The organism is Cyanobacteria bacterium FACHB-DQ100 (assembly GCA_014695195.1).
In the GTDB taxonomy this organism is placed as follows: Bacteria; Cyanobacteriota; Cyanobacteriia; order Leptolyngbyales; family Leptolyngbyaceae; genus Leptolyngbya.
Map to the genome: position 1 here is coordinate 1 of JACJNW010000022.1, position 25,755 is coordinate 25,755.

Sequence of the window (25,755 nt, forward strand, 5' to 3'; positions counted from 1 at the left end):
CGCTCAGGATCAGAATGAAGATCAATCGTTGCGCCCATTCGGAGAAGAAGCCTAGCGGAGATAGAACAATTCCACAGCTAATTATGATATGCCCGAGTAAGCGATCGTCCTCAGAGGCTCCAAGAACCAAGATTTGCTTTCGTTGCTGCCAAAGACGATAGCCGCCGAGTCCAATCATGGTTGCCATCAACACACTTGCCGAACCGTGAAAGGATCGAACAGTCAAGTTAAACAACCAGACCGGAAAATAAGCAACTCCGACCAGTAATCCTCCTGCAACGAGACGAGTATGTAGAGTCTTGATACTTGTTCGCCAGAGATGGTGCGCGATCGCTTTTAGCTTCACAGAGTTGATTGCGCTTGCTTTTTGCCAGTTCATGATGATTTCCCAAGCAAATCGGGACTAATATTTGCGGCTCAGTTGCAGCCCGATTCGCCCTAAGCCGAGTAATCCTAAGCCCACTACTGCTAGGTTTCCGACGGTCGAAGCTCCTGTTTTAATTACGGTACGCTTCGCATTCTCTTTAACGGTTAAAGCTTGCCCATTCAGTTGATTCGAGACTCGCTTAATGTCTTCTAAGCTGACATTTGCACCGAGCGAAGCTGGGTTTGCTTGAGCGTTGCGGAGTTGGGTTTGCAGTTGGGAAGCTTGGGAGTCGATCGTAGAAACCGCTTGCTGTTGTAAAGATAATGTGTCGCCGATCGCAAGAAAGCAAGACAGTAGATAAATCACACCGATCGCTAAACAAAACGTCGAAAACTGTCTGAGCCGACGACGTGCGCCAATACTACCGAAGATTGTTAGAGCAGCTCCCAGAATGAAAATCAAACTACGATCGCTAAATTGTTGCAGAAATCCAACGCGCCATTCGATGCTGCCGAGTTGGGGTGGAAGCAGGACGATCAGCATATCGATCGTGAAACCCACTAGACAGACGAGACCGACAATTTGAGCGATACCTTTACCTGTCGGAGCCGATGCAAGTTTTTGAGGAGCCGAAGAAAGAGAAGCCATAATAACGATGAAACCAACTGTGGGATGTAGAAGACAAACATTTAAGTGAGCTAAGCTGCTCTGAAAAATCCGGCTAAAAGATTAATCCGACTCTCAGAGCAGCGGCTCAGAAGAGAAAGGGATTAAGCCTTTACCTCTACTGTTTCAGTTTCTGCTTCAGGCGATGTTTCGCCTTTACGCTTGCGAAGAGCGGCAACACCAAAGCCAATCAAACCAGGTAGTAAAGCAGGAGTGGGAACAGTTGCAACTTGAATATTAGTCTCCGATTGACCCCCAAAGCTCAAGTTAGCAATTGTAGCTTCAGCAATCGCAGATCCGCCAGTAGCAGCAAACCTCAAGGTTCCACCAAGGCTGCTACCAGTGTAGTTGAAACCGCTGCGAGTGAAACTTGCATTATTGCCCGAGCCTCCAAGATCAAAGATCACAGCCTCACCACCCAGTTGCAGACCTGTGATGAATTCACTGACTGCATTATTTTTAAAGAGTTCAAGACCAGAAACAGTTCCGAGCGAGGTTAGAATCAGCGGATTGTTTAGCTTAATTCCACCCGATGCCGCACTGAGTCCTGTGAGTGCACCAGACAGTGACGTGAGGTTGAATGTCAGACCAGATAAGTTGAGGGTATCAGTACTGCCGCCTCCTGACCCCACCTCGGTCACAGTAGGGCCCCCTTGAGCTTGCAAAGCGAAACTGCCCGGAGCCAGACTGAGGGCATGGGAAGGAGTGGCTGTCGCGAACGATCCTGCAACTGCTGTCGCTGCGATCGCTGCTCCAAAGCCAATAGACTTGAGATTCATGGTGATTTACCTACATGATCATGGATGGTTCAGTGAAAGATTCAAATTTGCTATCGAAGCATAAGAAGCAGTCAACTACTTCTATTCAGGTCAACGAAGGAGAAGTAAACAGCTTCCTCTCTTTCGACTCCAGGCAGAGCAATTTAATCACTCGCGTCGATAGCGGGATGCACCAGCGGTAGAAGCAAAACACCTGATTTCCTGGGTGGAAATCACGAAGCGCTGCTGATTTCCTTGCCTGAATTCTAGTAAAAAGCTTATAGAGCTTTAGGTAAAACATTGGAAACGCAGGAAAATCTCAATGAATCAGCAGAATCCGTAGCGTCACTCGCTTTTGCGACATCGCTACACTTCCCACCGACCGTATAACACTGAAAACTGCGATCGTAATTCCACTGACACGATTTACGCACCCTTCTGGAGCCGTTCCGGATAGATTGGATGTAGCGTAAAAGATTTAAACGACCTCTCCAGATATTAATCGAACGCAAACGGGACTCAATCAAGCTCTGCAAAACCCAGAGCGCTAGCAAACTATACCTAAGTGAAATCATTACAGTCCGGGGGCAAGAATCGAGGAAGCTAGGATAACCAACTATGTCGTTCGAATGCAGTTGTTTCTATGTTGCTGAAGTTGAGAGCTAGCACTAATTTGCTATTAAGCAACTGAGCAAAAATGCAGCTTGAAACGATCGTTCTGGCTCCTACAAAAGCTAAACGTTGAAAACCCTGAAACTTCTTCTTGTTAACTCTTTGTCGAACACTATTTCTTTTAATTCAAATAGTCTCAACTCAAAGGACAGATGCAGTGAAGGTGAGAGCGATTTAGAACGCTCGACCAAAACAACCCGGAAAACTCTACGAAAGCAATGCGTGATAATCAAATTCATTCCACTCAGCATAGAAATTCACTGCTGCTGATCGAAATCGAGCGATTATCTTATTGTTTGTAGGATTACTTGCGGCTGCTGGAGAATAATGTACAGAACTTTTGCGGTAATGATCCCATGCCGTAGTCTTACACACGGTTTCTTTATATACAGCTTGCTTTTCATAAAAGGCTAATAAAGTCGCAACGGCTTCACGCAGATTTACCCTGATTAGAAGACTTAGAGCCAGTGGAAACAGGACTTTGACGCTGATAAAACTCAAATTAACTTTAACTTCACCAAAGCTTCTTAGTCTCTAAAATCGTGGCGCACGATTCGTCATAATCCGAGTTTTTTACGTAGGTAATCCTGATCCAGACCTCGGCATCTGTATAAAAGAGGGAGCGACTTGCTGTTGTCCCTTCCCTATTTGTCCTTGTATAACGATGCGCCTCCTCACCCTGGTACAGCTTTCTACCGCCGCGACCTGTCCGCTTCTCCTGCTCTCGCTGCCCAAGTTGGGTGCTCAGCCTGTAACACCCTCAGATTCATCTAAACCCGAAGAAAATAACGATTTTCAATCCCCTTTACGTTCTGCTGCGATCACTGCACCCACTCCAAGCGTTGCTCCTCCAAACGTTACCGCCCAAGCGACGATCGCAGCGCCTCAATTTAGTAGAAAATCTAGTACAAAGCCAATTACTGCTTCTCCAGCCGCCACCGCTAAATCTCAAGCGAAGCCTGTTACGAAACCCCTTCCTCCTGCGATTCGGGCTAATTTCACTCAGCGACCCAATTTCTCCTGGGAGCGAATTGTCGAACGCTCTTTACCTGCCTCGCTGCTAAGCCGTCCCATCTCCCCCATTGCCACCAAAAAAGCGATCGTCCCTCCAAATCAAGTCAAAGCTTCAGAACCAAGATCGAAACAAACCCAAACTCCAAATCAATTAAACACACCCTTAATCGCCGCAGTTCCACCTACATCCAATAATTCTTCCGCAGTATTACCCTCGATCAATACCCCTTATGTGCTAGGAGCAGGAGACACCATTCAGATCACTGTCGTTAACGTTCCAGAATTTAGTGGACAGCAGCAAGTTGGTATGGATGGCTCGATATTGCTGCCCGTTGTCGGTCGAGTGCTGCTCACGGGTCTAACTTTGCCCGAAGCAGAAGCTTCGATCGCGAATCGTCTTTCTCGTGAACTTCGCCGCCCCCGGATTCTGGTTACAGTGCTAAAGTCACGCCCCTTACGGATTGGGATTGCAGGAGAAATTAAGCAACCCGGATTTTATACGATCGCGAGCGACTCTATTCAAGCTCCGAGCATTGCCCAAGCCATTCAGACCGCTGGAGGGTTAACGCTATCTGCAAATCTACAACAAATCGAAATTCGTCGCCGAGATCGCACAAAAGGCAGTCAAAGAATTGTCGTCAACCTTTCTGATCTCACTCAAGCTGGAGATTTGGATCAAAATCTTGCCCTGCGTGATGGCGACTCGATCTATATTCCAGCGGCTGATACGATCGATCTCGCAGCAGCCGGACGATTTGCAGATACCAATCTTGCAATTACCGCACAAGCAATTAATGTTGCTTTAGTCGGCGAAGTGACTCGACCCGGTGCTTATAAACTTGAAAGCGCCAAGGATGGCAATCGTGCAACCCTGACGCAAGCGATTCAACAAGCAGGCGGCATCACTCAGCAAGCGGATTTGCGACAGGTTGAAGTTCGCCGTATGACCCGAAGCGGTCAGCCTCGCTTGTTTACCGTGGATGTGATGAAACTAATTCGCGAAGGTGACCTCAACCAAGATGTGCTGTTGCAATCTGGCGATACCATTCGCTTAGTCAAGGCTCCAGAGATGAGTCCTGAAGATCTGCTTCAGCAGGGAGCCGCGAACGTTTCGCCCGGTTCTATTCGGGTCAATGTGGTCGGTGAAATCAAAGGCGGCGGTGCGTTGCAAGTCACGCCTGGTTCCACACTCAACCAAGCGATTCTCGCCGCTGGTGGACTCGATCGCCGCGCGGCAAAATCTGTCGAACTCATTCGCCTGAATTCCAACGGAACAGTGACTCGTCGATCGATTCGAGTCGATTTGAGTCGCGGGATTGATCCGGTTAACAATCCTGTGCTTTGGAACAACGACGTGATTGTTGTCGGTCGATCGGGCTTTACCAGATTCTCTGATGGGCTTTCCGATATTTTGTCACCGGTTTTCCGTTTGCTTCCACTCCAATTCTTGTTCTAACATCATGCAATCTCCCTCGCAGAATTCGTCATCTACCGCGCTCAACGGCAGTGCTCCAAAAGTTCCTCAATCTCCATCACCGACGGGTGTTCCGAGTTCAGAAGAAAAGGACTTCCGGCAGTATTTACAACTCGTGCGACGACGCTGGTTGGCGATGTCTACCGTTGGACTTGCAGCCTTGTCGTTTTTTGTTTGGAGAACAGTCAATACCCAACCGATGTATGAAGGTGGCTTTCGATTATTAGTGGAGCCGCTAAATCAACGCAGTAGTATTTCCGGTCTGACAAACGAGGGTTCTGATCCGCAGTCGTATGACTATGACACTCAAATTCAAGTTTTACAGGGTCCTGAGTTGCTCTCCCGCTCCGCAGCGAAGCTTCAATCTTTTCAACCCGGAATTAACTATGGGACGCTACGCGGTGGCTTAACCATTAATCGTGTTCCCAGAACAAAGCTTTTGGAAGTTCGCTATCGCAGTTCAAATGCAGCCGAGATTCGAGCAGTTTTAGATCAATTGCTAAAGGACTATCTCAACTACAGCGTGAATGAGCGGCAAACTGATTTAAATCAAGGATTAAAGTTTGTCGAGTCTCAAGTTAATTCGGCTCAAGGGCGAGTGGACCAATTGCAGCGACAACTTCAAGCGTTTCGGCAAACGTATAAGCTGATTGAACCGGATACTGAGGGGGGGCGAGTGTCTACTCAAGCGGATCAGTTGAAACAACAACGATCGGCTTTAGAGCAAGAGATTAAAAAAGTGCAGGCATCGTTAGATAGCCTAAGCGGCGCGACGGGTGCGATTGTGACGTTGAACAATAGTGCGACTTATCAGTCTTTGATTGAACAGATGCGCCAAATTGAGTCGAAGATTGCGTTGGAGTCTACTCGATTTGGCGATGGCAGCGTTGTAATTCAGGACTTGAAAGATAAACGCGCGAATTTGTTTATGTTGCTGCGCCAAGAAGCAAGAAATGTGGTGGGTGCGAAGTCGGCGGAAATCTTGACTCAACTTCAAAGCTTAGAAGCACAGCGACAAGCGCTTGCTGCAACAGAACGATCATTAAGTCAAGAGTTTCAGCAATTTCCGGTTCTTTCGCGACAATATACGGATCTTCAGCGGGAATTGAAAATTGTGACGACGAGCCTAGAGCGATTTTTAGAAACCCGTGAAAAGCTACAAGTTGAAGCTTCTCAGAAAAAGATTCCTTGGCAAGTGATGGAACCGCCTTCGCAAGCGGCTCTAGTTTCTCCAAATTCAAGTCAGGAGTTAATGACCGGAGCGATCGCATCGTTAGCTTTAGCGATCGGGACAGCCCTGTTGCTTGAGAAGATAGATACAAGTTATCGGAACCTTGAAGATATAAGAAAAGCAATCAAAGTTCCAATTTTGGGACAGATTCCGCATGAGCCAATGATTCAAACCGAGCGGGAGTGGCGGTTATTTCTGCGAAAGCGGTCTAGGAAATCGAAGAAGGGTGGAAAGCGACCGAAGTTAAAACGGATTGAAACGAGTGCAACAACGCTGCTGGCTCTGCCGATTACTTCACTGCGAGAGGAGATTGATCCGGATGAGGTTTCTGAACTGTCGGAAGCATTTCGAGTGCTACGTGCGAATCTCCAGCAATTAAATCCAACCCACCCAATCCGATCGATTGTGGTCAGTTCGCCAGCGGAGGCAGATGGAAAATCGACGATCGCGCTGTATCTGGCTCAAACGATCTCGGAAATGGGGCAGCGGGTGTTGTTGGTTGATGCGGATTTTCGACGATCGCAGCTTCAGCAACGATTGCAGCTTCCCAACGAAAGTGGGCTGAGTCAAGTTTTGTTTGAAAATGCACCTGTTCAAGAAGTAATTCAGCAACCGTTCGCGGATTTGCCGTTTTTTGTGTTGCTGAAAGGGTCAGAGGTGTTTGATCCGGTGAAGGTATTGTCTTCTCCGAGAATGCCTGAGTTAAAGCAAATGTTTACTCAAATGTTTGATTTTGTTATCTATGATGCGCCGTCCTTGGATGATGTGGCGGATGCGGTGTTGTTGGGACCGCATACGAGTGGATTGCTGCTTGTAGTTCGACTTCAGAAGACAGAGCGACTTCTAGTAACAAAAACACTAAACAATCTATCAACTTCAGGCATCCCCGTTTTAGGAATCGCTGTAAATGATACTTAGAGAGCGTTATTTCTTCTATAGATATGAAAATCAATGAATTTGACGATTGAATTGTTATTCAAAGGCTGTTGTGATGTAAGGTACTAAGAGTTCGCGCCATTCACCTGTTTGATTTTTTCACTCAAGGGTTGTCGCTTTGGATGCCTCACCAAGATTACTCTGTTCAGTCAACAATCTGTATAGGGCAACAATGAAAAGACAACTCTTAACTGGTGTTCTGGCTGCGAGTACCTTAACCTTAGCAGCGTTCTCTCAAGCTACCCCTGCTCATGCGTTAAGCTTCAGCGGTGGTACTGTCAACCTTACTGCCAATGATGTTGGTTCAACTTTCCAGGTTAATTTTGATGGCAATGTGAACGGGAATAACGTTCCTGGACTCTCAGCGCAAGCGCTCTTTACCTTGACGAGCTATGCCACAAATCAGGCTAATTTCACTGTCAACCTGATTAACACAACGACTGTTCCGATTACGTCTAGAATCTCTCGCCTTGGATTCAATACCAATCCTGGTGTGAACGTAGATGCCTCATCTGCAACGGGTGTTTTCACTGATGTTATTACTGGCTCTTTCCCAAATAAGTTTGGTGATGTTGAAGTTTGTTTCGTTCCTTCATCCCGGGGTACTTGCGGGGGTGGTCCAGGTGGTGTCACAACTACAGGCAACTTTACGACCAATTTAGTGTTTACAGGTTCACTCACCAACGGATTAAGCTTGAGCGACTTTGGCGTTCGCTACCAAAGCATTAATGGTGGTGGCTTTGACGATGCTAGTGGAACAGGACGTGGTACTCCCATCCCAACTCCTGCACTGTTACCCGCCGTTCTGGGTATGGGTGCAGCCGTGCTTCGCAAGAAGAAGCAGGAAGCAAAGGTGGCAGAAAAAGTGTAGCGCCGCGCTATGCAATCTAGCTGAGTTCAGCACCGTCGAGTCGTTTCGATTGTATCGGTGTTCGCTGAGTGACTTGATCAATCGATCGTACTTTCTAGGAAGTGCGATCGATTTTTGTAGCGTTGCTGAGTAAGAGTATGAGCTAGATGTGTACACAGTAGCCTTACTAAGGGGAGGTTGGGAGGGATCGGATCTGTCGCGATCATCAATCAGTTTGGTATAACATTGAGCAACGCTTGAATGTTCAAAGATTAAATTAGAAGGGCGGCTTTCTAATTTAAGTCAACGATCGTTCATCGGGCTAACCGCGAGACTGTCGCAACTAGCTCAGCCGGATTAATAGGCTTCGATAAGTGCTTTTGAAACCCAGCATTTAACACTTGACGTTCATTTGCTTCCCCCGCGTAAGCAGTTAGCGCGATCGCACGCACTTGAGAAGCCGGAGCAGGTAGCTGAGTGCGGATCGATTCAATCAGCATATACCCATCGATCTCTGGCATTCCGATATCGCTGACGAGCAAATCCGGCTGAATGTGTAGAATTGATCGCAGCACTTCGCTTGCCGAGGATAATGCCACGATTTCGGCACCGGCTTGCTCCAGCACAAAGGCAACAAAATCACGCGAATCAGGCTCATCGTCTACGACCACGATCTTTAACCCGCTCAGCGAAGCTTCGTCATCTGTTAACCGTGCATCATCAGGGTTAGTGTCTAACTGCATTGATTGCTTCAGGAGCGGCAACCGCACCATAAACGTAGCGCCTTGATCTTCACCTGCACTTTCGACCCTGACTGTCCCGCCATGTAATTCGACCAGTTGCCGCACGATCGCAAGTCCTAACCCTAATCCCCCGAACTTGCGCGTCGTCGCTCCGTCCTCTTGGCGAAAGTATTCAAACACATACGGTAGAAACCCTGGATGAATGCCTTTTCCGGTGTCTCGTACCTGCATTTGAGCGTGCGTTCCAAGCTGTTGTAACTCGATCTCGACTTGTCCCCCTTCCGGCGTGAACTTAATCGCGTTGGTCAGTAAGTTCCAGACCACTTGCTGAAGACGAGCCGAATCCCCCAGCACTTGCCCCACCTTCAAATCTAGATGCGTTTGAATCTGAATTGATTTGGCTTCTGCCGCTAGTCGTACGGTTTCCAGCGCTGCACGAATGATCACCGCGAGATCGATCGGTACTGGATTGAGCTTGAGTTTGCCTTGAAGAATCCGGGAAACATCGAGCAGATCTTCAATCAGTTGGACTTGTAGCTGGGCGTTGCGCTCGATCGTCTCTAGGGCATGAGCCGTTCTTTCAGCATCTAAACGACCTTTGCGAAGCAGACTTGACCAGCCGAGAATCGGATTGAGCGGAGAGCGTAATTCATGCGATAACACCGCCAAGAACTCGTCTTTGATGCGGTTAGCGGTTTCCGCTTGCTGCCGCGCCCCTTGCTCACTCACTAGAAGCTGTTCACGTTCCGCTTCCGCTTGCTTTTGTTTGGTAATGTCGCGTGACACAACTAACAGTTGCGAAACCTGTCCGGCTGGATTTCGCACCGCAGAAACGATCACATCCCACCATCTCGGCTGACCTTTTCTGGTTGGGCAATAGCCGTTAAACTGTCCCACGTTGCCCGCTTGAGCTACCTCGATCGCAGTTCTTGCCTTTTGTTGGTCTTCGCCTTGCCAAAAGGTGAGCCAATCTTTACCCAGAACCGACTCAGGCTGACCAATCTCAAGAAGCTGCAAGCTGCCTTTATTTAAGTACAAGATTCGCCCATCTAAGCCTAGAACTTTGATGCAGTCATGCGTGCTCTCTAAAATTCGCTGCTTTAACTCTTCACTTTCTCGCAGGTCTGCTTCGGCTTGTTTGCGTTCCGCTTCGCGGCGCTTGGCGGCGGTAATATCGGACAGGATGAGAACCGCACCGGTAAACTTTCCCTGCGAATTGAAGATTGGATCAACGGTTTTGGCAAGCCAGCGTCCTTCTGCCCGAAGCTCTGTAACTTGACGCTGATGTGTTTCTCTAGCCAGACGAAAGCAGGCACCGTCACCGACTCCCAGTTCTGCCTGCATCAGTTCATAATGAAGACAGCCAGCAATCTCTTCAGCAGACTTACAAAAAAGCTGGCTCATCGCTCGATTACAGCGCAGAGATCTGCCTTCCGAATCTAATAAACACACGCCATCATTGATTGCATCGAACGTCGTTTGCCATTCTCGTGCCAGAGTAAAGGCTGATTCTTCAGCGCGACGAACTCGCAGCAGCGATCGCACCGTCGCTAACAGTTCGATCGGTTCCACGGGCTGAACGAGGTAGCCATCGGCACCGCTATCGAGTCCTTCGGCTTTATCTTGACTTTTGACAAAACTGGCTGAGAGATGCAGCACCGGAATAAAGGCAGTTTCGGGATTTGACTTAATCTGGCGACAGACTTCAAAGCCGTTGACATCGGGTAGCTTCACATCCAGAATCACAAGCGCGGGCTGATAATCCACGATCGCCTGGAGTCCTGCGGCTCCGGTTTCTGCTTCGACCACGGTGTACCCTGCCTCTTGCAGAACTCGCGTCACGATGTAACGAGTCGTTTCGTTGTCGTCGATATGCAAAATCGTGACTCGTGACTCAATCATGACCTCTCCCTTAAGTATCTAGAACCAGTCTGGCTTTGATCAGTGCCTCTCGAAGTTGGGAGGATGCTGCTTGGGCAATCGTTTCTTTAGAAACAATTGCGATCCCCTGCTTGGTTAAACTGCTCTGCGTTTCCGCATCCAATTGAATAGATGAATGGATGATAACAGGAATCAATTGAGCAGTGGGACTTTGCTGGAGCCGATCGAGGACATCAAGTCCGCTCATATCCGGCAGTTCCAGATCAAGCAGAATTGCGTCTGGCGATTCGAGAGTTGCCAATGCAATGCCTTCTTGTCCACTTACAGCTTCTAAAACTTGCAGTGGAGTATCAGACAATAGTTGCTCTATCACATAACGATGAGAGGAATCATCGTCAATCAGGAGCAGTTTTTGAGTTCTGCCTCGATTAATCAACCGATTTAGCTTATTCAGCATCGGCAATCTATCTACAGGCTTAATCAAGAATCCATCGGCTCCAAGGGCAAGAGCCTGCTTCTCGTTATCAACCACAGTCGCGACGATGACGGGAATCTTGCAGGTGGCACTATCGCCTTTAATTTCTTTGAGAAACGTCCAGCCGTTTTGCCTTTCAAGTAAAATATCCAGCACGATCGCGGCGGGTTGAATCTGCTGTAGGACAGATCTCGCTTGCTCTAGAGAACGGGCTGTAACTAGCTGATAGCTTGAATCTTGCAGGTGCTTTTCATAAATAAACAGCGTTTCGGTGTGGTCTTCGATCGCGAGAATCGGCAGTCGAGCGGGTTGGAGCGGCGCGATCGTTTGCAGTGAAGAGGTGAGTTCGGTAGTGTGGGGATAAACGATCGGGATCGAGGCTGAGAAGGTTGAGCCTTTTCCCAGTTCACTGATTAGTGAAACACTGCCTCCTAATAGCTCTGTCAGCTTTCGGGTAAGCGGCAGTCCGAGTCCTGTTCCTTTGGTTTGCTTTTGCAGATCAGACCCGATTTGCACAAAATCTTCAAAAATCCGCTCTTGGTCGTCTGGAGCAATACCGATTCCAGTATCCGCAACAGAAAAGGTAATCGTTTGACCCGTTTGCGCTGCTGTCACTCGCACTTCCCCTCGATCGGTGAACTTGAGCGCATTCGAGACAAAATTTCTCAGAATTTGGGCGACTTTTCCTTCATCGCTATAGAGCGGCGATAATCCAATCGGTTCTTCAAAAATCAGCGCCACAGAGCTATTTTGCACCAGCAAGGGGCGCAACATTCCCCGCATTGTGCCAAACAAGTCGCTAACCTCAAATGCACTGGGATGGACTTCGACTTTTCCAGCTTCTACTTTTGCTAGATCCAGTAGATCGTTGACTAGAACGGATAATCCGTCTGCCGCTTTTTGGATAAAGGTCACTTGTTTTGCTTGCTCTGAGGTTAAGTCTCCGTCTAAGTGGTTAAGCAGTATCCGAGACAACGAGAGGATCGAATTTAACGGTGTCCGAAACTCATGACTCATATTCGAGAGAAAGCGGGTTTTGAGTTCGTTTGCCTGTTGGAGAGAGTCCGCCTTTTCATCGAGTTCGGCATATAGAGCTAGGACACCGCGATTGGTATCTTCTAACTCTCGGTTAAGTTGAATCAGTTCTTCTTCACGCTGGCGCAGTTCTGCCATCGCTTGCAGCAGTTCTTGATTTTGGCGCTGAATCTCTTCGTAAGGATTCTGGGGCGATCGCTTGATCATCTCGTCCCGAATCTGCTGCAATTGCGCTTCAGTCAGCAGCGTTGATCGCTTCGGCAGCGCTTTGCCCATGACGATCGTAGTCCCGGTGGGCTGCGATTCTATCTCAAAGCGCTCCATCAATCGGCGCGTACCCAGGATGCCAAGCCCCATTCCTGTTTGGGAGGTGTAGCGTCCTGCCAACACTTCTGCAAGATGCGGAATGCCCTGACCCTGATCCCAAATCCGAATCAAAAAGGTCTGAGGATTTCCATCTAGATAGAATTCAACGGTTCCGCCCCCGGCATATTGAAACGCATTGCGGCTAATTTCTGAAACTGCCGTTGCCAGTCGTGTTTGATCTTGCGGATCAAATCCTAAGTGATCGGCAAGTTCGCGGGTTCGTTGCCGCGCCTGTACGACATCTTGTTCGTAGTGAACTCTGAGCGTGAATAAAACAACCCTCATCGTGCTTCTCTTGCCACCAGTACGGTCACGTCATCTCGATCGCGGTTAAAGTCTCGATACAATACCCCCGCGATCAGACTGGGATGTTTTTGGCGCAATCCAGGATAACGATCGAGCCTCCACTGCGTTGCCAATCCGTCAGAGTGCATAATCAACAATCCGTTCGGATACCAGGGATGCGTAAACTCCTGAATTTTGCGGACTTCATGCCCAACCGTGCCATTGTGAGACACCAGATTGTGATGATCCGTAAACGAAGAGATGCTGGTCGCAATGTTACCGATGCCTGCGTAGTGAACTGATCGCTGGTCAAAATTAATTTCCGTGATCGCTAATACTGCGCCGCGTGTACTTCGCAAAGCTTGATGTGCCGCTTCGACGATTTCATGGGGCGATCGCTGATAATTTTCCTCTAAAGTTCTGACGGCGGCTGAAGAAGCACTCGCCGCCGCAGACCCATGCCCTAACCCGTCTGCCACTAGCAATACACTACGATGCGGGTGAATTTGACTTGCCCAAGCATCTCCAGAAACTTCCTCGCCTCGCTTCGGTAAACAGACCGCTCCGATTTCTAATAGGATCTTGGGTGAATGGGAAAGCGGCTCTGACCAAAGTTGCATCAGAATTGCGGTTCCAGAGCCAGGAATCGAATAAATTTCAAACAAATTAGAAAGGCGACGAACCGCGCCCAATCCATTGCCTGAGGTTCCAGCCGTCGAAAAGCCATCTTGTAAGCACTGATTCACATCGATCATGCCTGGCCCTTGATCGAGGGCTAAAACCTCAATGCCGATCGCGGGCTCTTGGATTGCCCGCAGCAGCATCACTCCTCCCTGAGCGTGCTGTAGCAGATTGTTCGCAACCTCGGTCACGACAATCCCGACTCTACCGCGCTCGATCTCTTTGAACCCGAAACGAGTTGCCAAGTTCAGCGCTGCCCGTCGCGCTTCTCCTATTTGACTTGACTCAGTGATTGCAATGGCGATCGATTCTCTCATGCCCTATTCTGACGCATTCCGAATCAAATCATCGCTATTTCCACCGAACGATCGTCACCCGCGTTCCTTGTCCGATCGCAGATTCAATCACAAACTCATTCGCCAATCGTTTAGCGCCACCCAATCCCATTCCTAATCCGCTCCCCGTGGTAAATCCATCTTTGAGCGCTAGTTCAATATCCGGAATGCCCGAACCTTGATCTTCAAAAGTGAGCCGGAGTCCTCTGCGTCCTCCTGCCTCCAGCGTTTCTAGCTTCATCAGTCCGCCACCGCCATAATCTAGGGTGTTGCGGGCAAGTTCACTGGCGGCGGTGACAATTTTGGTTTGATCTACTAAGCCGAACCCAATCGCGATCGCGGACTGGCGCACGGCTTGTCGGACTAAAATCACGTCTGTAGAAGATGCAATCGGTACCGTTTCAATCTTTTCCATCGTCGTGTACACTCCGCCCACGCTCGACGATTGGAGGTTTGGCAGGTTCGCTCAGCGACGATCGCAGCAGCGCCATACCTTTTTCTAGGTTTAACGCAGTCCGAATTCCGGTGAGCGATAATCCCAACTCTACCAGAGTAATTGCCACGGCGGGCTGCATTCCAACGACGACGGTTTCGGCATCCAGCACCCGCGCCATTCTCGCAATGTTGCCTAAAACCCTGCCGATAAAAGAATCAACAATCTCTAAGGCAGAGATATCAATCAGAACGCCGTGCGCCGAAGTTTCGGAGATACGGTTCGTTAAGTCATCCTGTAGCGTCAGGGCTAAACGATCGTGCATATCGACCTGGATTGTGACCAAGAGAAAGTTGCCCATTTGCAGGATAGGAATGTGTTCCATGCGGTTTCTCCTATTTCGCCTGAGTGCGGACGATCGTCGCTCCCACTCGCGTCAGTGCCACTCGAAACGCATCGGCTAACGTGGCTTTTGTGATCACATTAGTTAAATCGATGCCGAGATACACGATCGTTTGAGCAATTTGAGGACGAATGCCGCTGATAATACAGTCTGCCCCCATTAATCGAGCCGCAGTCACAGTTTTGAGCAAGTGTTGAGCGGTGAGGGTATCGACAGTCGGAACCCCAGTAATATCGATAATCGCAACTTCTGATCCAGTCTCCACGATCGCTTGTAGCAGGGATTCCATCACCGTCTGAGTCCGAGCGCTATCAAGCGTTCCAATAACCGGCAGAGCGAGAATCCCGTCCCAAAGTTTTACAACGGGCGTAGAAAGCTCAAGCAACTCTTCCTGCTGGCGCTGAATCACTTTTTCCCGCGACTTTTGATACGCTTCCATCGCCAGTAATCCGAGTTGATCCAGCAAAGTGGTGGCTTGCCAAATTTCCTCACTTAATGCAGCGGAATCTTTGAGATGCTGACGCATTCGATCGAACAGGGGTTGCTTGAACGAAAACACAAACATCGCCGTTTCAGTTGGCGTAAAGCCTTTTTGAGATCGCGATCGTGCCACGCTTTCCACCATTTCCCGCACGTCGCGCCACTCTGAAGCTTGAAGATTTGTCAGATTATTGTGCTGAGCAGCGCTCCGAAGCACATTGAGAAATTCGCGGCATTCCTCTTGCATTTCTGCTTCTTTGATTAGCCCCCCGCGATTGTTCGCGATCGCCAGTTCTCGACTCCACTCTGCCAGTAAGTCTGCTTCATAGGCTTCAAGAATTTCCGGGATCGTACTGCGACTCGTCATATCCATGGGAGCATCTTCTCATAGTCCAAGCTTTAGTGTAGGACTGCTTCAACTCATCGAGATGGAGTGAACCATTTTTCATAAGGTTTCATTGTGATCCAGCCTGTACAAAGTCACGGGCGATTGGGTGAATCGAGACAGCTTAAATACAAGCCCTCAGACCGCAATCTATAAATTTAGACAACGGATAAAACCTGCTCAGCAGCGATCGCGCTCAACACTCAGGTTGATCAACACTTAGAAAGATAACCGTTGCAGCAACCTTCCCTTCCCCGGTGGATGCAGTGTTGTCAAGTACGCCCTAAATTGAGCAATAAGCTTACTCTGCTCGTTAAGCAAGATGCGTTGTGTAGACCTTTATGACAAACCTTGCCCCTCTGCATCAAACCGCGCATCTCGATCTGACCAAACTCTTTCAGCGAGCCGCGATCGCCAGTAGCGCGATCGTGTTCTGCATCGGTTTGAGTGTCCTCATGGGATGGCAACTGCACATACCCTTACTGATGGGCAGCTTTGCCGATGACCTTGCCCCCATGAGCATCCAGAGCGCGATCGTGTTTATGATCGCCGCCCTGTCGTTGGGTTGCTTAAAATGGCGACCTCGGCATCAAGTCACGCAACGGATTTCGCAAATATTGGCGATCGTCGTGATTGCTTTCGGGCTTTTGAGCTTAAGCACAAGCCTCTCAAACTGGCAGCTTGATCAACACTGGATGCTGCCTTTTGTAAACTTCCAACTTAGTAACAGCATTCGTCCAACGGCGGTTAGCACTGGACTAAACTTTGCCCTAATTGGCAGTGCGCTATTGTCTTCGAGTCGAACCGATCGCACCTGGCAGCGTGTCGCTCAAGTGCTCACCTTGGCTGTCGCACTCATCGCAGTCAATGCACTCGTCAACAATGTGCATCCGATCGGCTTACCCCCGTTGTATCCCGCCCCAAAAATGGCATTGACAACCGCACTCACGTTTCTGATTCTGGGTGCAGGAATTCAGGCATTGCACCTGGATGAAGCCGTGATGCAAGTGATCCAAATCAGCGAGGGATCAAGCGAAGTCATGGTGTGTCAACTGTTGCAAGCCGCGATCGCGCTGGCAATTCTCGAAGCGTTTGTCACACTCTGGGGACAACCCCAAACCCCAGAAGATACGATTTTCAATTTGTCGTTGCTGACGCTAAAAACGGCTGTCATCTTTACCTTGCTGATCGGCTGGAGCATTTCGCTTTTAACTCGCATTCGACAAGATTATCAGCAAGCGGAAGCCGTCGTCGAAGACCGGGAAGTCTGGCTAGAAATGGCACAGGAGGCGGCTCATTTAGGGTGCTGGGATTGGAATGTGCACCAGGATCTGCTGCAATGGTGCGATCGACAAAGAAAACTCTTTGGTATTGCTGCTGAAGTGCTTAGTGGAACGCGTGAGACATTTTTATTGCGCGTTCACCCAGACGATCGATCGCGAGTGCAGCACCATCTAAATCAAACGATCGAGGCACAACAGAACTATTACGATGAGTTTCGGATTGTCTGGGCGGATCAGAGTGTGCATTGGATCGCCTCGAAAGGACGGTGTTTCTACAACGAAACCGGACAAGCCATTCGCATGAGTGGAGTCAGTTTTGAGATTACAGAATATCGCCAGATGCAGGAGGAGCGAGATCGATTACTTCAGCTTGAACAAGCTGCCCGAACCAAAGCCGAAGCCGCCAACCGCACGAAAGACGAGTTTCTAACCATTTTGTCGCACGAGATCCGGACTCCGCTGAATTCTGTGTTGGGCTGGATTCGCTTGTTTCGGTCTCGATCGCTCAATCCTGAGATGGTGGCACGCGGCATGGATGCGCTCGAACGCAATGCAGAAGCACAGGCGCAAATCTTGGAAGATATGCTAGACATGGCGCGGGTCGTGCAGGGTAGACTCCAGCTGCAAATGTCGCCAACCGATGTCAGCACTGTAATTACAGCCGTTATTGATACCATTCGTCCGGCGGCTCAAGCGAAACGCATTCATATTCACACTCAGCTCGATCCGACAGTCGATCGACTCATCTGCGATCCCAATCGACTGCGCCAGATCGTGTGGAATTTGATGTGCAACGCGGTGAAGTTTACGCCGCCTGAAGGCAAGATAGAAGTGACCTTGATGCGAGTAGATCAGTTCATTCACATTCAGATTAGCGACACTGGAAGAGGAATTGATCCAAACTTTTTGCCGTATGTCTTCGATCGCTTTCGTCAAGAGGACAGTACGCTGACTCGAAGTTACGGCGGATTGGGGCTAGGGTTAGCATTAGTGCGCTATCTGGCTGAGCTACATGGAGGAACGGTTGAAGCAACAAGCCCAGGCATCGATCAGGGTGCGACCTTTACGCTGAAGTTGCCCTGCGGTTAGAGCAACATCGAAGCCGCAGCTAATCTGATTAATACCGGGGCTTTCTCTTAAACTGTCGATGCTTTGCCAGCGCCTTGCGCTTCCGTTTTTCGATCGGCGTTTCAAAAAAGCGATGTTTTCTCATATCTGGGAAAATGCCCGCTTTAGAAACCTCGCGCTTAAATCGACGTAGGGTTGACTCAATTCCTTCATTCTCACCCGGAATAACTTGGGTCATCTAATGTCCTCACTAATATTGAACAAATGCCGATAAAAAAGGCTACTCACGATTAAGTAGCCTCTTACCAGTCTTAACTTTGAGCATTCAGAGCACTACTCACGCACAGCACAAGCACACTCTTTAAACTGGTTCAGCTCCGGGGCTTAGTAACGCCGAGAGAATCCGCCTCTACCGCCCGAATCACCTCTTTCTTCGCGAGGTTTAGCTTTATTGACCTTGAGATCACGCCCCATCCACTCAGCTCCGTCAAGAGCCTCGATCGCTGCCGCTTCCTCGTCATCGCTTGACATTTCGACAAAGCCGAATCCGCGTAAGCGTCCCGTTTCTCGATCGGTGGGGAGTTGAATTCGCTTGACTGTTCCGAACTCAGCGAAAATTTGTGCAAGATTGTCTTGCACGACTTCGTAGGACAGATTACCCACGTAAATTGACATAAAACATTGCTCCAAAATGGATGTAGAGAGATTTAGATTCGGAGCAACACTTAACGTAATGGAAAGGAATTACACAGCCGAAGAAAGTCTCTTGAATCTACAACATAACACAATCTTGAGCAGCGATCGCCATAACTTGGGCATATCTCGAAAAGTTTGATTAAGCGTAACAAAAGGGAAATCAGTACAGTTCGTACTTCATCAACTGACACGGCAGCGCTCCGTTATACACCGGGAATCTTTGCGCCGATCTTAGTCCGATCGATTGAGAGAGTTCCTTATTTCCACTCAATACAAATGCTGTCCACCCTTTGAATTGCTGCTTCAGCACATCGCCTAAACGCTTGTAAAAAGCGCTCAAGTCACTCTCTCGTCCCAATCTTTCTCCATACGGGGGATTGCAGAATAGCACTCCACTGTTTGCGGGAGCAGCAACTTCCGATAAGTCGAGTGTCGCGAAATAAACGTGATTTGAGACTCCACAATGAGTTGCGTTGACGATCGCTTGCTCAATCACTGCGGGATCGCGATCGCTCCCCCAAATTGGTGCAGGAAGCTGCTCTCGCTGACTCGCTTCTGCGGCTTGAATCAAGTCCTCTAATAAGGTCAAATCTGCATCCAGCCACGTTTCAAACCCAAACCGCTCCCGAAATAATCCTGGAGCAACATTTAATGCCTTTAAACTGGCTTCTAAGGGTAATGTCCCCGACCCGCAGAGGGGATCATAAAAAACCTGCTCCGGTTGCCAACCAGAGAGTTGAATTAGCGCTGCTGCCAAGGATTCCTTGAGCGGTGCGGAGCCGACGGCTGGACGATAGCCTCGACGGTGTAAGCTCTCACCCGAACTATCGAGGCTTACGGTGCAGTGATTTTGATCAAGATGCACATTAATCTGAAGATCCGGGGCTTGAAGTTCAACATTAGAGCGATCGCCCAATCTGTCTTGCTGCTGATCTACGATCGCGTTCTTAACTTGAAGGGCTGTGAAATGCGTGTGATTAAGCTGTTTAGTTTTACCCGTGGCATTCACGGCTAAGGTCATATCCGGAGTGAGATACAGCGACCAGTCGATCGATTGCACACCCTGATAGAGATCTTCTGCATCCTGGCAGGGAAATTCATGCAGCTTCATCAGGATGCGAAACGGTAGCCGCGCCCAAAGATTGACGCGATACAGGAGCGCCAGATCCCCTGTGAATGCGACTCCACAAAATCCTGGCTCGATCGCGATCGCACCTAATTGCTCTAATTCTTGTGCTGCAAGCGTTTCTAGTCCTCGAGCAACAGTCGCAAAATACTGATTCATGAGTGAATGCGATCTAGAACCTGATTCAAGCTTAGCTGTAATTCGGGAAAGACTTTTGATGTGATCGCTTGCTCTCCCCGAAATTGTCTCACTTCATACTCTCCGGCTTCATTGAGTTGATACACCGAAAACGTGGGCTGTTTGGGTGAACCAATATACCGTTTTCCTCCTAATCCCAAGTAATCACAGACCCAATACTCCTCAATTCCCAAAGCTTCGTAGTCCTCTAGCTTTAAGGCATAGTCATCACTCCAGTTCGTACTTGTCACTTCAATGATCAACTTTGCCGATTTGCCCTGAGTGATTGTTGATTCTTTTTCCCATCGTGGGTCATCTCCTAGCGTTTGTTCATTCAAAACGATGACATCTGGCTCATATCCAGAATCATCACACTTAACAACACATTCCTTTGGCACAAAGTAAGGCAATTTTAAGCGTTCAATCTCATTCCCCAGTCGCAGCGCAATGTACCCGCACACCTTCGAGTGCTTACCGGTAGGCTTTGGCATTTCAATGATTTCTCCACTATGTAACTCATAACGATGCTCTGAGTGTTCGGGATACCAAGCGATAAACTCATCAAACGTGATTTGTTTGGGAAGAGATTGAACCATCGGAATTACCTCACTGGGACTGTAATTGGGCATCTAGTGCTTTGGCAATACGATCGCGTGCCTCCTCTAAGTGTGCTTTGGTGTAAACTTCCTTCTCACTGACTCGACCGAGCGCACGATCGATAGACCGTCGAAGTTGTCTCAGTTCATACCGCGCAACCGTCCGAGCATCTTCGGGAACTGGCGCTTGTCGCAACAACATCGAAATCATTGCCTCCATGTATTGTCGTTGTAGGGCACGACGCAAGCCAGAGAGCTTGAGATTATCCTGTGGCTTAATCACATCGCCCCAAATGCTCGACTGGAGACTATCAAACAACTCAGGAATTGTTAATCCCTGTCCGGCTTGGGTTTTAAGCTCAGAATCTCGCAGACGAGCTAAGCGATCGTAATCCAGCAGCGAATACAGTACAACACTTTGCAGAAATAGAATATTGTCATGAATCGGATAGTCTAGGTTTGGGGTCGGATCTGCACCCCAGTGCGCCCAGCGCGACGGAGCTAATTTGTTGAGAAAGTCCGGTGAGAAGCGGAACGGGTCTTCGCTAAACACATACTTCTCGATCAGGGCTAAGGCTTGGCGCTGTTGCTCGATCGGCACTGGCTCAAACGGCAATCTTCCTTTGGCATCCCCCGCCTTAAATCGATTAAAATACTGTCCTCCAATGTACTCGCTCAAGAAAGTCGAATACTGGAAGTAGTATTCAAACACCGCATTAAAAGCCACTCTGACTTCATTAAAGCCATCGCCCTCGAATGGATAGCGCTGATCAACGCGATTCCACATCTGGCGAGCATTGTTCAATTGCCACTGAGCGTAAGTCAGTAGATCACCGCTCATGTCGAATACATTGATTTTAGGGTCGAGATAAGTCAGGTCTTCATCCGTCGCGTAGGTCAGTTCGGGAGCAGGAGCGCGTTGAGCAATTTTATCTAACTCACGCTTTTCCGCGAGTGGAATAATTGCAGTGATCGGTTTGTATCCGTATTCGATCGCCCATTCGTCGTAGGGGCCAACTGTATGAGTGAAATAATCACCTTGCTTGGTTCCTTGGGGTGCAAGATTGACTGGAGCATATTCCATCACTGATCCAACCAAGCCCTTAGATCGAGTAATCGCAGTATTGTTGAGTTCTTCAGGTTTGAGCATTGAACTCGCGCGGAAGTTGTGCCGTAAACCGAGCGTATGTCCAACTTCATGAGCAATTAAGCTCCGCATAAATTCTTGAGCAAACGCTTTCATTTCGGGACTGCTTGGCAAAGTATTTTGCATCAGTGCCAGCGAAAGATTTCCAACTGCGTATTGTTTAGCCGTATCTACACCAAAGCAAAGGTCTTGGTAGTTGCCTAAGTGAGAACCAAATCGGAGCCGCGCTGTGTTTTTCTTTTCGTCAGCTTTGGCTTGTTTACGAAGCGAATGGGCTGCCATGCCATAGTTACAAAGGTTGGCATTACCGGTGAGCTGTGCGGCAAATGGAGCCGATCGCATCTGATTTTGTTCAACGATCGTGCGATAGTCCTCTTTCACCGCTCTGGTAAAGTCAGCAGAAACAATAATATCTGCATCGAGAATTTCGCCTGTGAGCGGATTAACGCGAGAAGGCCCCATTGCAAAGATGGCATCATTGGTATTGAACCAGCGAATAGTGTTATATCGAACATCCGCCGGGTCCCAATCCGCTTTATCCGGCATCTGTTTGACTTCGATCGCGTCTTTGAAGCCAATTTTTTCAAAGGCACGATTCCACATCAAAACGCCATCTCGAACTGCATCGCGATACTCTAACGGGACACTGTTTTCAATCCAGAAAACGATCGGCTTTTTGGGTTTAGAGAGCGGTGCAGCGGGGTCTTGTTTTTGTAAGTTCCAGCGATTGATGTAGCGAACAAACGGTCGTCTAGCGTTGTCGTTGGTGTAGTCTTTGTAAGCGGTGATGAAATAGCCGATGCGATCGTCTGCAAGTCTTGGACGGTAATCGCTGTTCTCAGGCAGTTGGGACAAGCTGTAGCGTACCTTTAGAGTAAATGCCCGACTATCTGGCAGGGTTTCGATATAGGTGGGAAGGCTTTCATCGTTGCCGCTACCGATAAAGCCAAACACTGTCTCAACTTCGATATTTTGTGGGAAAGCTTTTACTCTATCAAAGTACGAATTTTCTATATCTGGGCTGTAGTCGCCGCCGAGTGATTTTCCAAGAACGGGTAACAATCCTGGTAAGTCTGATAACAATAAGGGATTGAGTTCGACAAGAAAGCTCTTGCGCTCTGAATGAATACTACGGATTGGCAAAGTTTCTAAAATCGAATCACTGAACGATCGCTGGATCGATCGCTGAATCGGTAATCCCTGTTCTGAGCGGAAATAGATATTCGGGACAACAAATTGAATGGAGTCTTTGTTCCGTCGGAGTGTGAAGAGAAAGTCTCCGATCGGTAAACCACTATAGATTCCACGCTCCCCGACCCCGGATTCCAGCGTCATTGCCGCAAAGAAATTACGCTCTAGCTGATTCGGCATAATTTCTGCAAACAGTTTGCCGCTCTTTTCGTTGCGATATAGCGTAAAGAGTCCTTTGAGCGGTGTGGCATCTTTGATCACTTCATCGAAGGGGCGAAGTTGCGATCGATCCACTTCAGTTCTAGATCTTTGGGCTGATCGGGGGGATTCAGCGACTCCAGGTAACACCCAGCTGATGCTCACAGGCAACATCACCAGCATAAACCCCAATAGGAAAGCCAGGAATCGCGATACTCGTTTCATTCTATTGTTCTACTCAGTGAGATTGCGGGTAATCGGTACTATGAAGGCAGTGGATCGATACTAGCTTGCAGACAGAAGAGTGAATAAAATTTCAGACATTCTTAATTTGTGGGTCAAGTGTACACGCATTGTCTGAAGTTAGCGTGACATTTTGATTTCAAGCGCGATCGTAAACCAGCAGAATTGCCCAAATTGCCATTGCTCTAAGATAATGACTGGCGCGAAATGTTCCTGCTGCTGTGATCGCTTCGGGTGTCCTAAATTGCAGTCCGTGATTGTAGATTTGTTGTACCACTGATTCAGTAAGTGTCCAAGCTTGTGTTTTCATTTCCATTTGCATCAAAAACGCTGCCAATCCAAAGTTGATGCCTGTCCAAACTTCAAGAGGATGGGTTGCGTTTGGATTTTCGGGAGATCCATTGGGGCGAACTCCATTGGCTGCACCGATTTTAACGCCCATCTTTTCACTGAACTTCACAAAGCAAGCGTCATAAACGGTTTGCAGTGCGGATCGAGCGCAGTCGATCGGAACAATATCCGGTAAGTTCAACAACTTTGCATAGAACTGTCCACAGAGTTGATCCGCCATCACCACATCTGAGCCGCTACCACTATCTAAGCGGTAGTAAGTTCCATTCCAGAGCGTGTCTTGATAAACCTTGCGTGATTGTGTGAGCCAAGATTGATACAGTTCCACAGGTCGATCGAGAATATTTCCAATGGCGATCGCGCTTTCTAATGCTGCAATCCACAATCCACCACAATAAGCACTAACACCTTGTAATCGCCAGTCATCAAAGGTTTGATCCGGTGCGCCTGAGTTTTCAGGAATGCCATCCTCGTCGAGATCAAACTGTTTGAGATACTGCAAGGTTTCAACGATCGCATCCCAACATTCTTCTAGAAATTCCGTGTCAGTTGCGCCCGTTAATAGATAATCCCGATAAACCTGCAACACAAAATCTGAGCCAAGATCTTTCCATAAGTTGCAGTCTTGGTAAGCGGTATAGTTCGTTTTCTCCCAAACGTGCTCATTTGGTGCGCCTAAATCATGTGGCGTTGCACCTTTGACTTTGCGAAGTGCCATCGGGCTTTCGGCTCCGATCGTATAGTAGTAACCAATCACACGAGTTCGATCGTCTTGCTGTGGAATAGCGCGGGCAAACGATCTCATCACCGCTTTTTCTAACTCTGCCCACAGCATCAACAATCCAAACGAACCATACAACCGCACATCTAAGCTTTCATACCAGCGATAATCAATGCACTCTAGCACTGCAAATTGTCCGACTGGATCGTGCTCATCTGCTGCGCTCCACAATGTTCCACCTTGAGTTAAATCGTAGAGTTCATTGAACAATGCCATCTTGAACCAATCCGGTAGATCAGTTCGATCGAGAATGGGTTGTTGCCAAGCCTGAATCTTTTCTTGCCACGAGCGATGATGCTTCAATGCCGTTCGAGCAATTGACCAAGCGTTCTGCCCACTGCGACCGAAAAAATCTGTGTAACGCCGAAAATACTCAACACCTTCAGCAAACTCTGTAATTGGAAGATCCCAGCTCAGAACAAAGGGAATTTGCAGCGTTTGACCGGGTTTTAAGGTAAATCGAACGGCGATCGCGCTACCAATTCGCTCACCTGCTGAGGGTGTTTCGTCGTCTCGATCGTTCAATGATCCATCCCACGAAAAGCTTTCCCACAGCTCAGAGCCATCTTCAGGATTCCATCGCGTGTGATAGAACACTTCCCACAGATAAGGATTGATCGATGTTGCGATCGCCCATTGTCCGTCGCCTTCTTTCGGTTGATCCACAGCGCGAGACATGACGATCGCTAATTGATGTTCATTTCCCGTAAGTTGATTAAAGTTTCCAGCACTCTCGCCCAATCGTGGCTGATATTCATACACTGGACTTCCATCGTCTCTGAGGCGAATTTCCGGCGATTTGAGCGCATTGGTGAACCAACCGACCATATTCTCCCAGGTCAGCATAATGCTCAGGGTAATCGGCTGATTTGTGGGATTGTGTGCTGTCCATTGGAACACAGCAACCGGATAGCTCGTTTCTTGATAGTTGTTCGCAACGATCGGCGAGAATTGCTCACAGGTTAACTGTGCTTGGAACACATTCTCATACTTAAACCAGCTACGCGGATACAGTGCTGCATAAGTTCCAGATTGTTCGGGATACGATCGCCAACTCTCTAATGTTTGATCAGTTGTTAGCGCATACGCTTGGGATTGTTCACCCACTTGCTCAAACACACTAAATTGACAAGCAGGCATCGATGCAAACAGATGCTCACCACCATCAACGTGCCACAGATTAAAATCGCCCCTCGACGATCGACCAATACACCCCGCTCCAAATCCCCCTAGCGGCGCACCATGCCAAGCCCCATCATCTAAATTACTGGGATAGCGCACTGTGTAAGGCTTTTCCCACCCTTGCCCGATCGAGCGCTGCCAAGCACAAGCGGGAATTTGAACGGAATTAGATTGAGTCATCGTTAAGTTTGGCGAACGCGTAGCGCGGTGCAAGCATCGGCAATGCCCAATATACTACGATCGAAC

19 protein-coding genes are annotated in these 25,755 nt (G+C 48.6%); 4 read left to right on the forward strand and 15 right to left on the reverse strand.

Annotation, left to right across the window (positions count from 1 at the left end; translation table 11 throughout):
- The 3 genes from H6F51_06825 to H6F51_06835 form a co-directional block, all read right to left on the reverse strand.
- Positions 1–379, reverse strand: a 379-nt coding sequence (locus tag H6F51_06825) for a hypothetical protein (protein MBD1822208.1), incomplete at its 3' end; no start/stop codon positions are given.
- 24 nt (positions 380–403) lie between these two features.
- The gene (locus H6F51_06830) at positions 404–1,015 is read right to left on the reverse strand and encodes a hypothetical protein (GenBank protein MBD1822209.1); all 612 of its coding nucleotides are present in this window, start codon (positions 1,013–1,015) and stop codon (positions 404–406) included.
- Positions 1,016–1,137: 122 nt separating this feature from the next.
- Positions 1,138–1,812, reverse strand: a complete 675-nt coding sequence (locus tag H6F51_06835) for a PTPA-CTERM sorting domain-containing protein (protein ID MBD1822210.1) — start codon at positions 1,810–1,812, stop codon at positions 1,138–1,140.
- A gap of 1,315 nt (positions 1,813–3,127) precedes the next feature.
- Here H6F51_06835 and H6F51_06840 point away from each other — a divergent pair.
- The 3 genes from H6F51_06840 (at position 3,128) to H6F51_06850 (ending at position 7,989) form a co-directional block, all read left to right on the forward strand.
- Entirely contained in the window at positions 3,128–4,933 is a 1,806-nt protein-coding gene (locus tag H6F51_06840) for an SLBB domain-containing protein (GenBank protein MBD1822211.1), read from the forward strand.
- A gap of 4 nt (positions 4,934–4,937) precedes the next feature.
- Positions 4,938–7,100, forward strand: a complete 2,163-nt coding sequence (locus H6F51_06845; GenBank protein ID MBD1822212.1) for a capsular biosynthesis protein — start codon at positions 4,938–4,940, stop codon at positions 7,098–7,100.
- Between the two features lie 190 nt (positions 7,101–7,290).
- The gene (locus tag H6F51_06850; protein MBD1822213.1) at positions 7,291–7,989 is read left to right on the forward strand and encodes a cistern family PEP-CTERM protein; all 699 of its coding nucleotides are present in this window, start codon (positions 7,291–7,293) and stop codon (positions 7,987–7,989) included.
- A gap of 293 nt (positions 7,990–8,282) precedes the next feature.
- Here the strand turns inward: H6F51_06850 and H6F51_06855 are convergent, their stop codons facing one another.
- The 6 genes from H6F51_06855 to H6F51_06880 are packed head-to-tail and all read right to left on the reverse strand — an operon-like array spanning position 8,283 to position 15,458.
- Positions 8,283–10,613 carry a response regulator gene (locus H6F51_06855; GenBank protein MBD1822214.1) on the reverse strand — a complete coding sequence of 777 codons (2,331 nt, stop codon included), beginning with the start codon at positions 10,611–10,613 and terminating at the stop codon, positions 8,283–8,285.
- 10 nt (positions 10,614–10,623) lie between these two features.
- Positions 10,624–12,753 carry a response regulator gene (locus H6F51_06860; protein MBD1822215.1) on the reverse strand — a complete coding sequence of 710 codons (2,130 nt, stop codon included), beginning with the start codon at positions 12,751–12,753 and terminating at the stop codon, positions 10,624–10,626.
- The gene (locus H6F51_06865; GenBank protein MBD1822216.1) at positions 12,750–13,751 is read right to left on the reverse strand and encodes a SpoIIE family protein phosphatase; all 1,002 of its coding nucleotides are present in this window, start codon (positions 13,749–13,751) and stop codon (positions 12,750–12,752) included. The genes H6F51_06860 and H6F51_06865 overlap by 4 nt, the downstream gene beginning before the upstream one ends.
- A 34-nt stretch (positions 13,752–13,785) precedes the next feature.
- On the reverse strand, positions 13,786–14,184 hold the full coding sequence (locus H6F51_06870) for an anti-sigma regulatory factor (protein MBD1822217.1): 399 nt from the start codon (positions 14,182–14,184) through the stop codon (positions 13,786–13,788).
- Positions 14,171–14,587 carry an STAS domain-containing protein gene (locus H6F51_06875; GenBank protein MBD1822218.1) on the reverse strand — a complete coding sequence of 139 codons (417 nt, stop codon included), beginning with the start codon at positions 14,585–14,587 and terminating at the stop codon, positions 14,171–14,173. Before H6F51_06875 ends, H6F51_06870 begins: the two co-directional genes overlap by 14 nt.
- A 10-nt stretch (positions 14,588–14,597) precedes the next feature.
- A complete protein-coding gene (locus H6F51_06880; protein MBD1822219.1) occupies positions 14,598–15,458 on the reverse strand; it encodes an STAS domain-containing protein in 861 nt (286 codons plus the stop codon).
- A 353-nt stretch (positions 15,459–15,811) separates the two neighbouring features.
- Between H6F51_06880 and H6F51_06885 the strand changes: the two genes are divergently transcribed.
- On the forward strand, positions 15,812–17,842 hold the full coding sequence (locus tag H6F51_06885; protein ID MBD1822220.1) for a PAS domain-containing sensor histidine kinase: 2,031 nt from the start codon (positions 15,812–15,814) through the stop codon (positions 17,840–17,842).
- 28 nt (positions 17,843–17,870) lie between these two features.
- On the opposite strand, the gene H6F51_06890 is transcribed toward H6F51_06885, so the two are convergent.
- The 6 genes from H6F51_06890 to H6F51_06915 all read right to left on the reverse strand — a co-directional run bounded on the left by H6F51_06890 (position 17,871) and on the right by H6F51_06915 (position 25,689).
- Positions 17,871–18,059 (reverse strand): 30S ribosomal protein S21, encoded by a 189-nt coding sequence (locus tag H6F51_06890; protein MBD1822221.1) that lies wholly within the window; start codon positions 18,057–18,059, stop codon positions 17,871–17,873.
- Between the two features lie 146 nt (positions 18,060–18,205).
- Positions 18,206–18,496 carry an RNA-binding protein gene (locus H6F51_06895; protein MBD1822222.1) on the reverse strand — a complete coding sequence of 97 codons (291 nt, stop codon included), beginning with the start codon at positions 18,494–18,496 and terminating at the stop codon, positions 18,206–18,208.
- 181 nt (positions 18,497–18,677) lie between these two features.
- On the reverse strand, positions 18,678–19,802 hold the full coding sequence (locus H6F51_06900) for an RNA methyltransferase (protein MBD1822223.1): 1,125 nt from the start codon (positions 19,800–19,802) through the stop codon (positions 18,678–18,680).
- Entirely contained in the window at positions 19,799–20,416 is a 618-nt protein-coding gene (locus H6F51_06905; GenBank protein MBD1822224.1) for a Uma2 family endonuclease, read from the reverse strand. The genes H6F51_06900 and H6F51_06905 overlap by 4 nt, the downstream gene beginning before the upstream one ends.
- Positions 20,417–20,426: 10 nt before the next feature.
- Positions 20,427–23,135 carry a zinc-dependent metalloprotease gene (locus H6F51_06910; GenBank protein MBD1822225.1) on the reverse strand — a complete coding sequence of 903 codons (2,709 nt, stop codon included), beginning with the start codon at positions 23,133–23,135 and terminating at the stop codon, positions 20,427–20,429.
- A gap of 199 nt (positions 23,136–23,334) precedes the next feature.
- Positions 23,335–25,689 (reverse strand): bile acid beta-glucosidase, encoded by a 2,355-nt coding sequence (locus tag H6F51_06915; protein ID MBD1822226.1) that lies wholly within the window; start codon positions 25,687–25,689, stop codon positions 23,335–23,337.
- Positions 25,690–25,755: the final 66 nt, after the last annotated feature.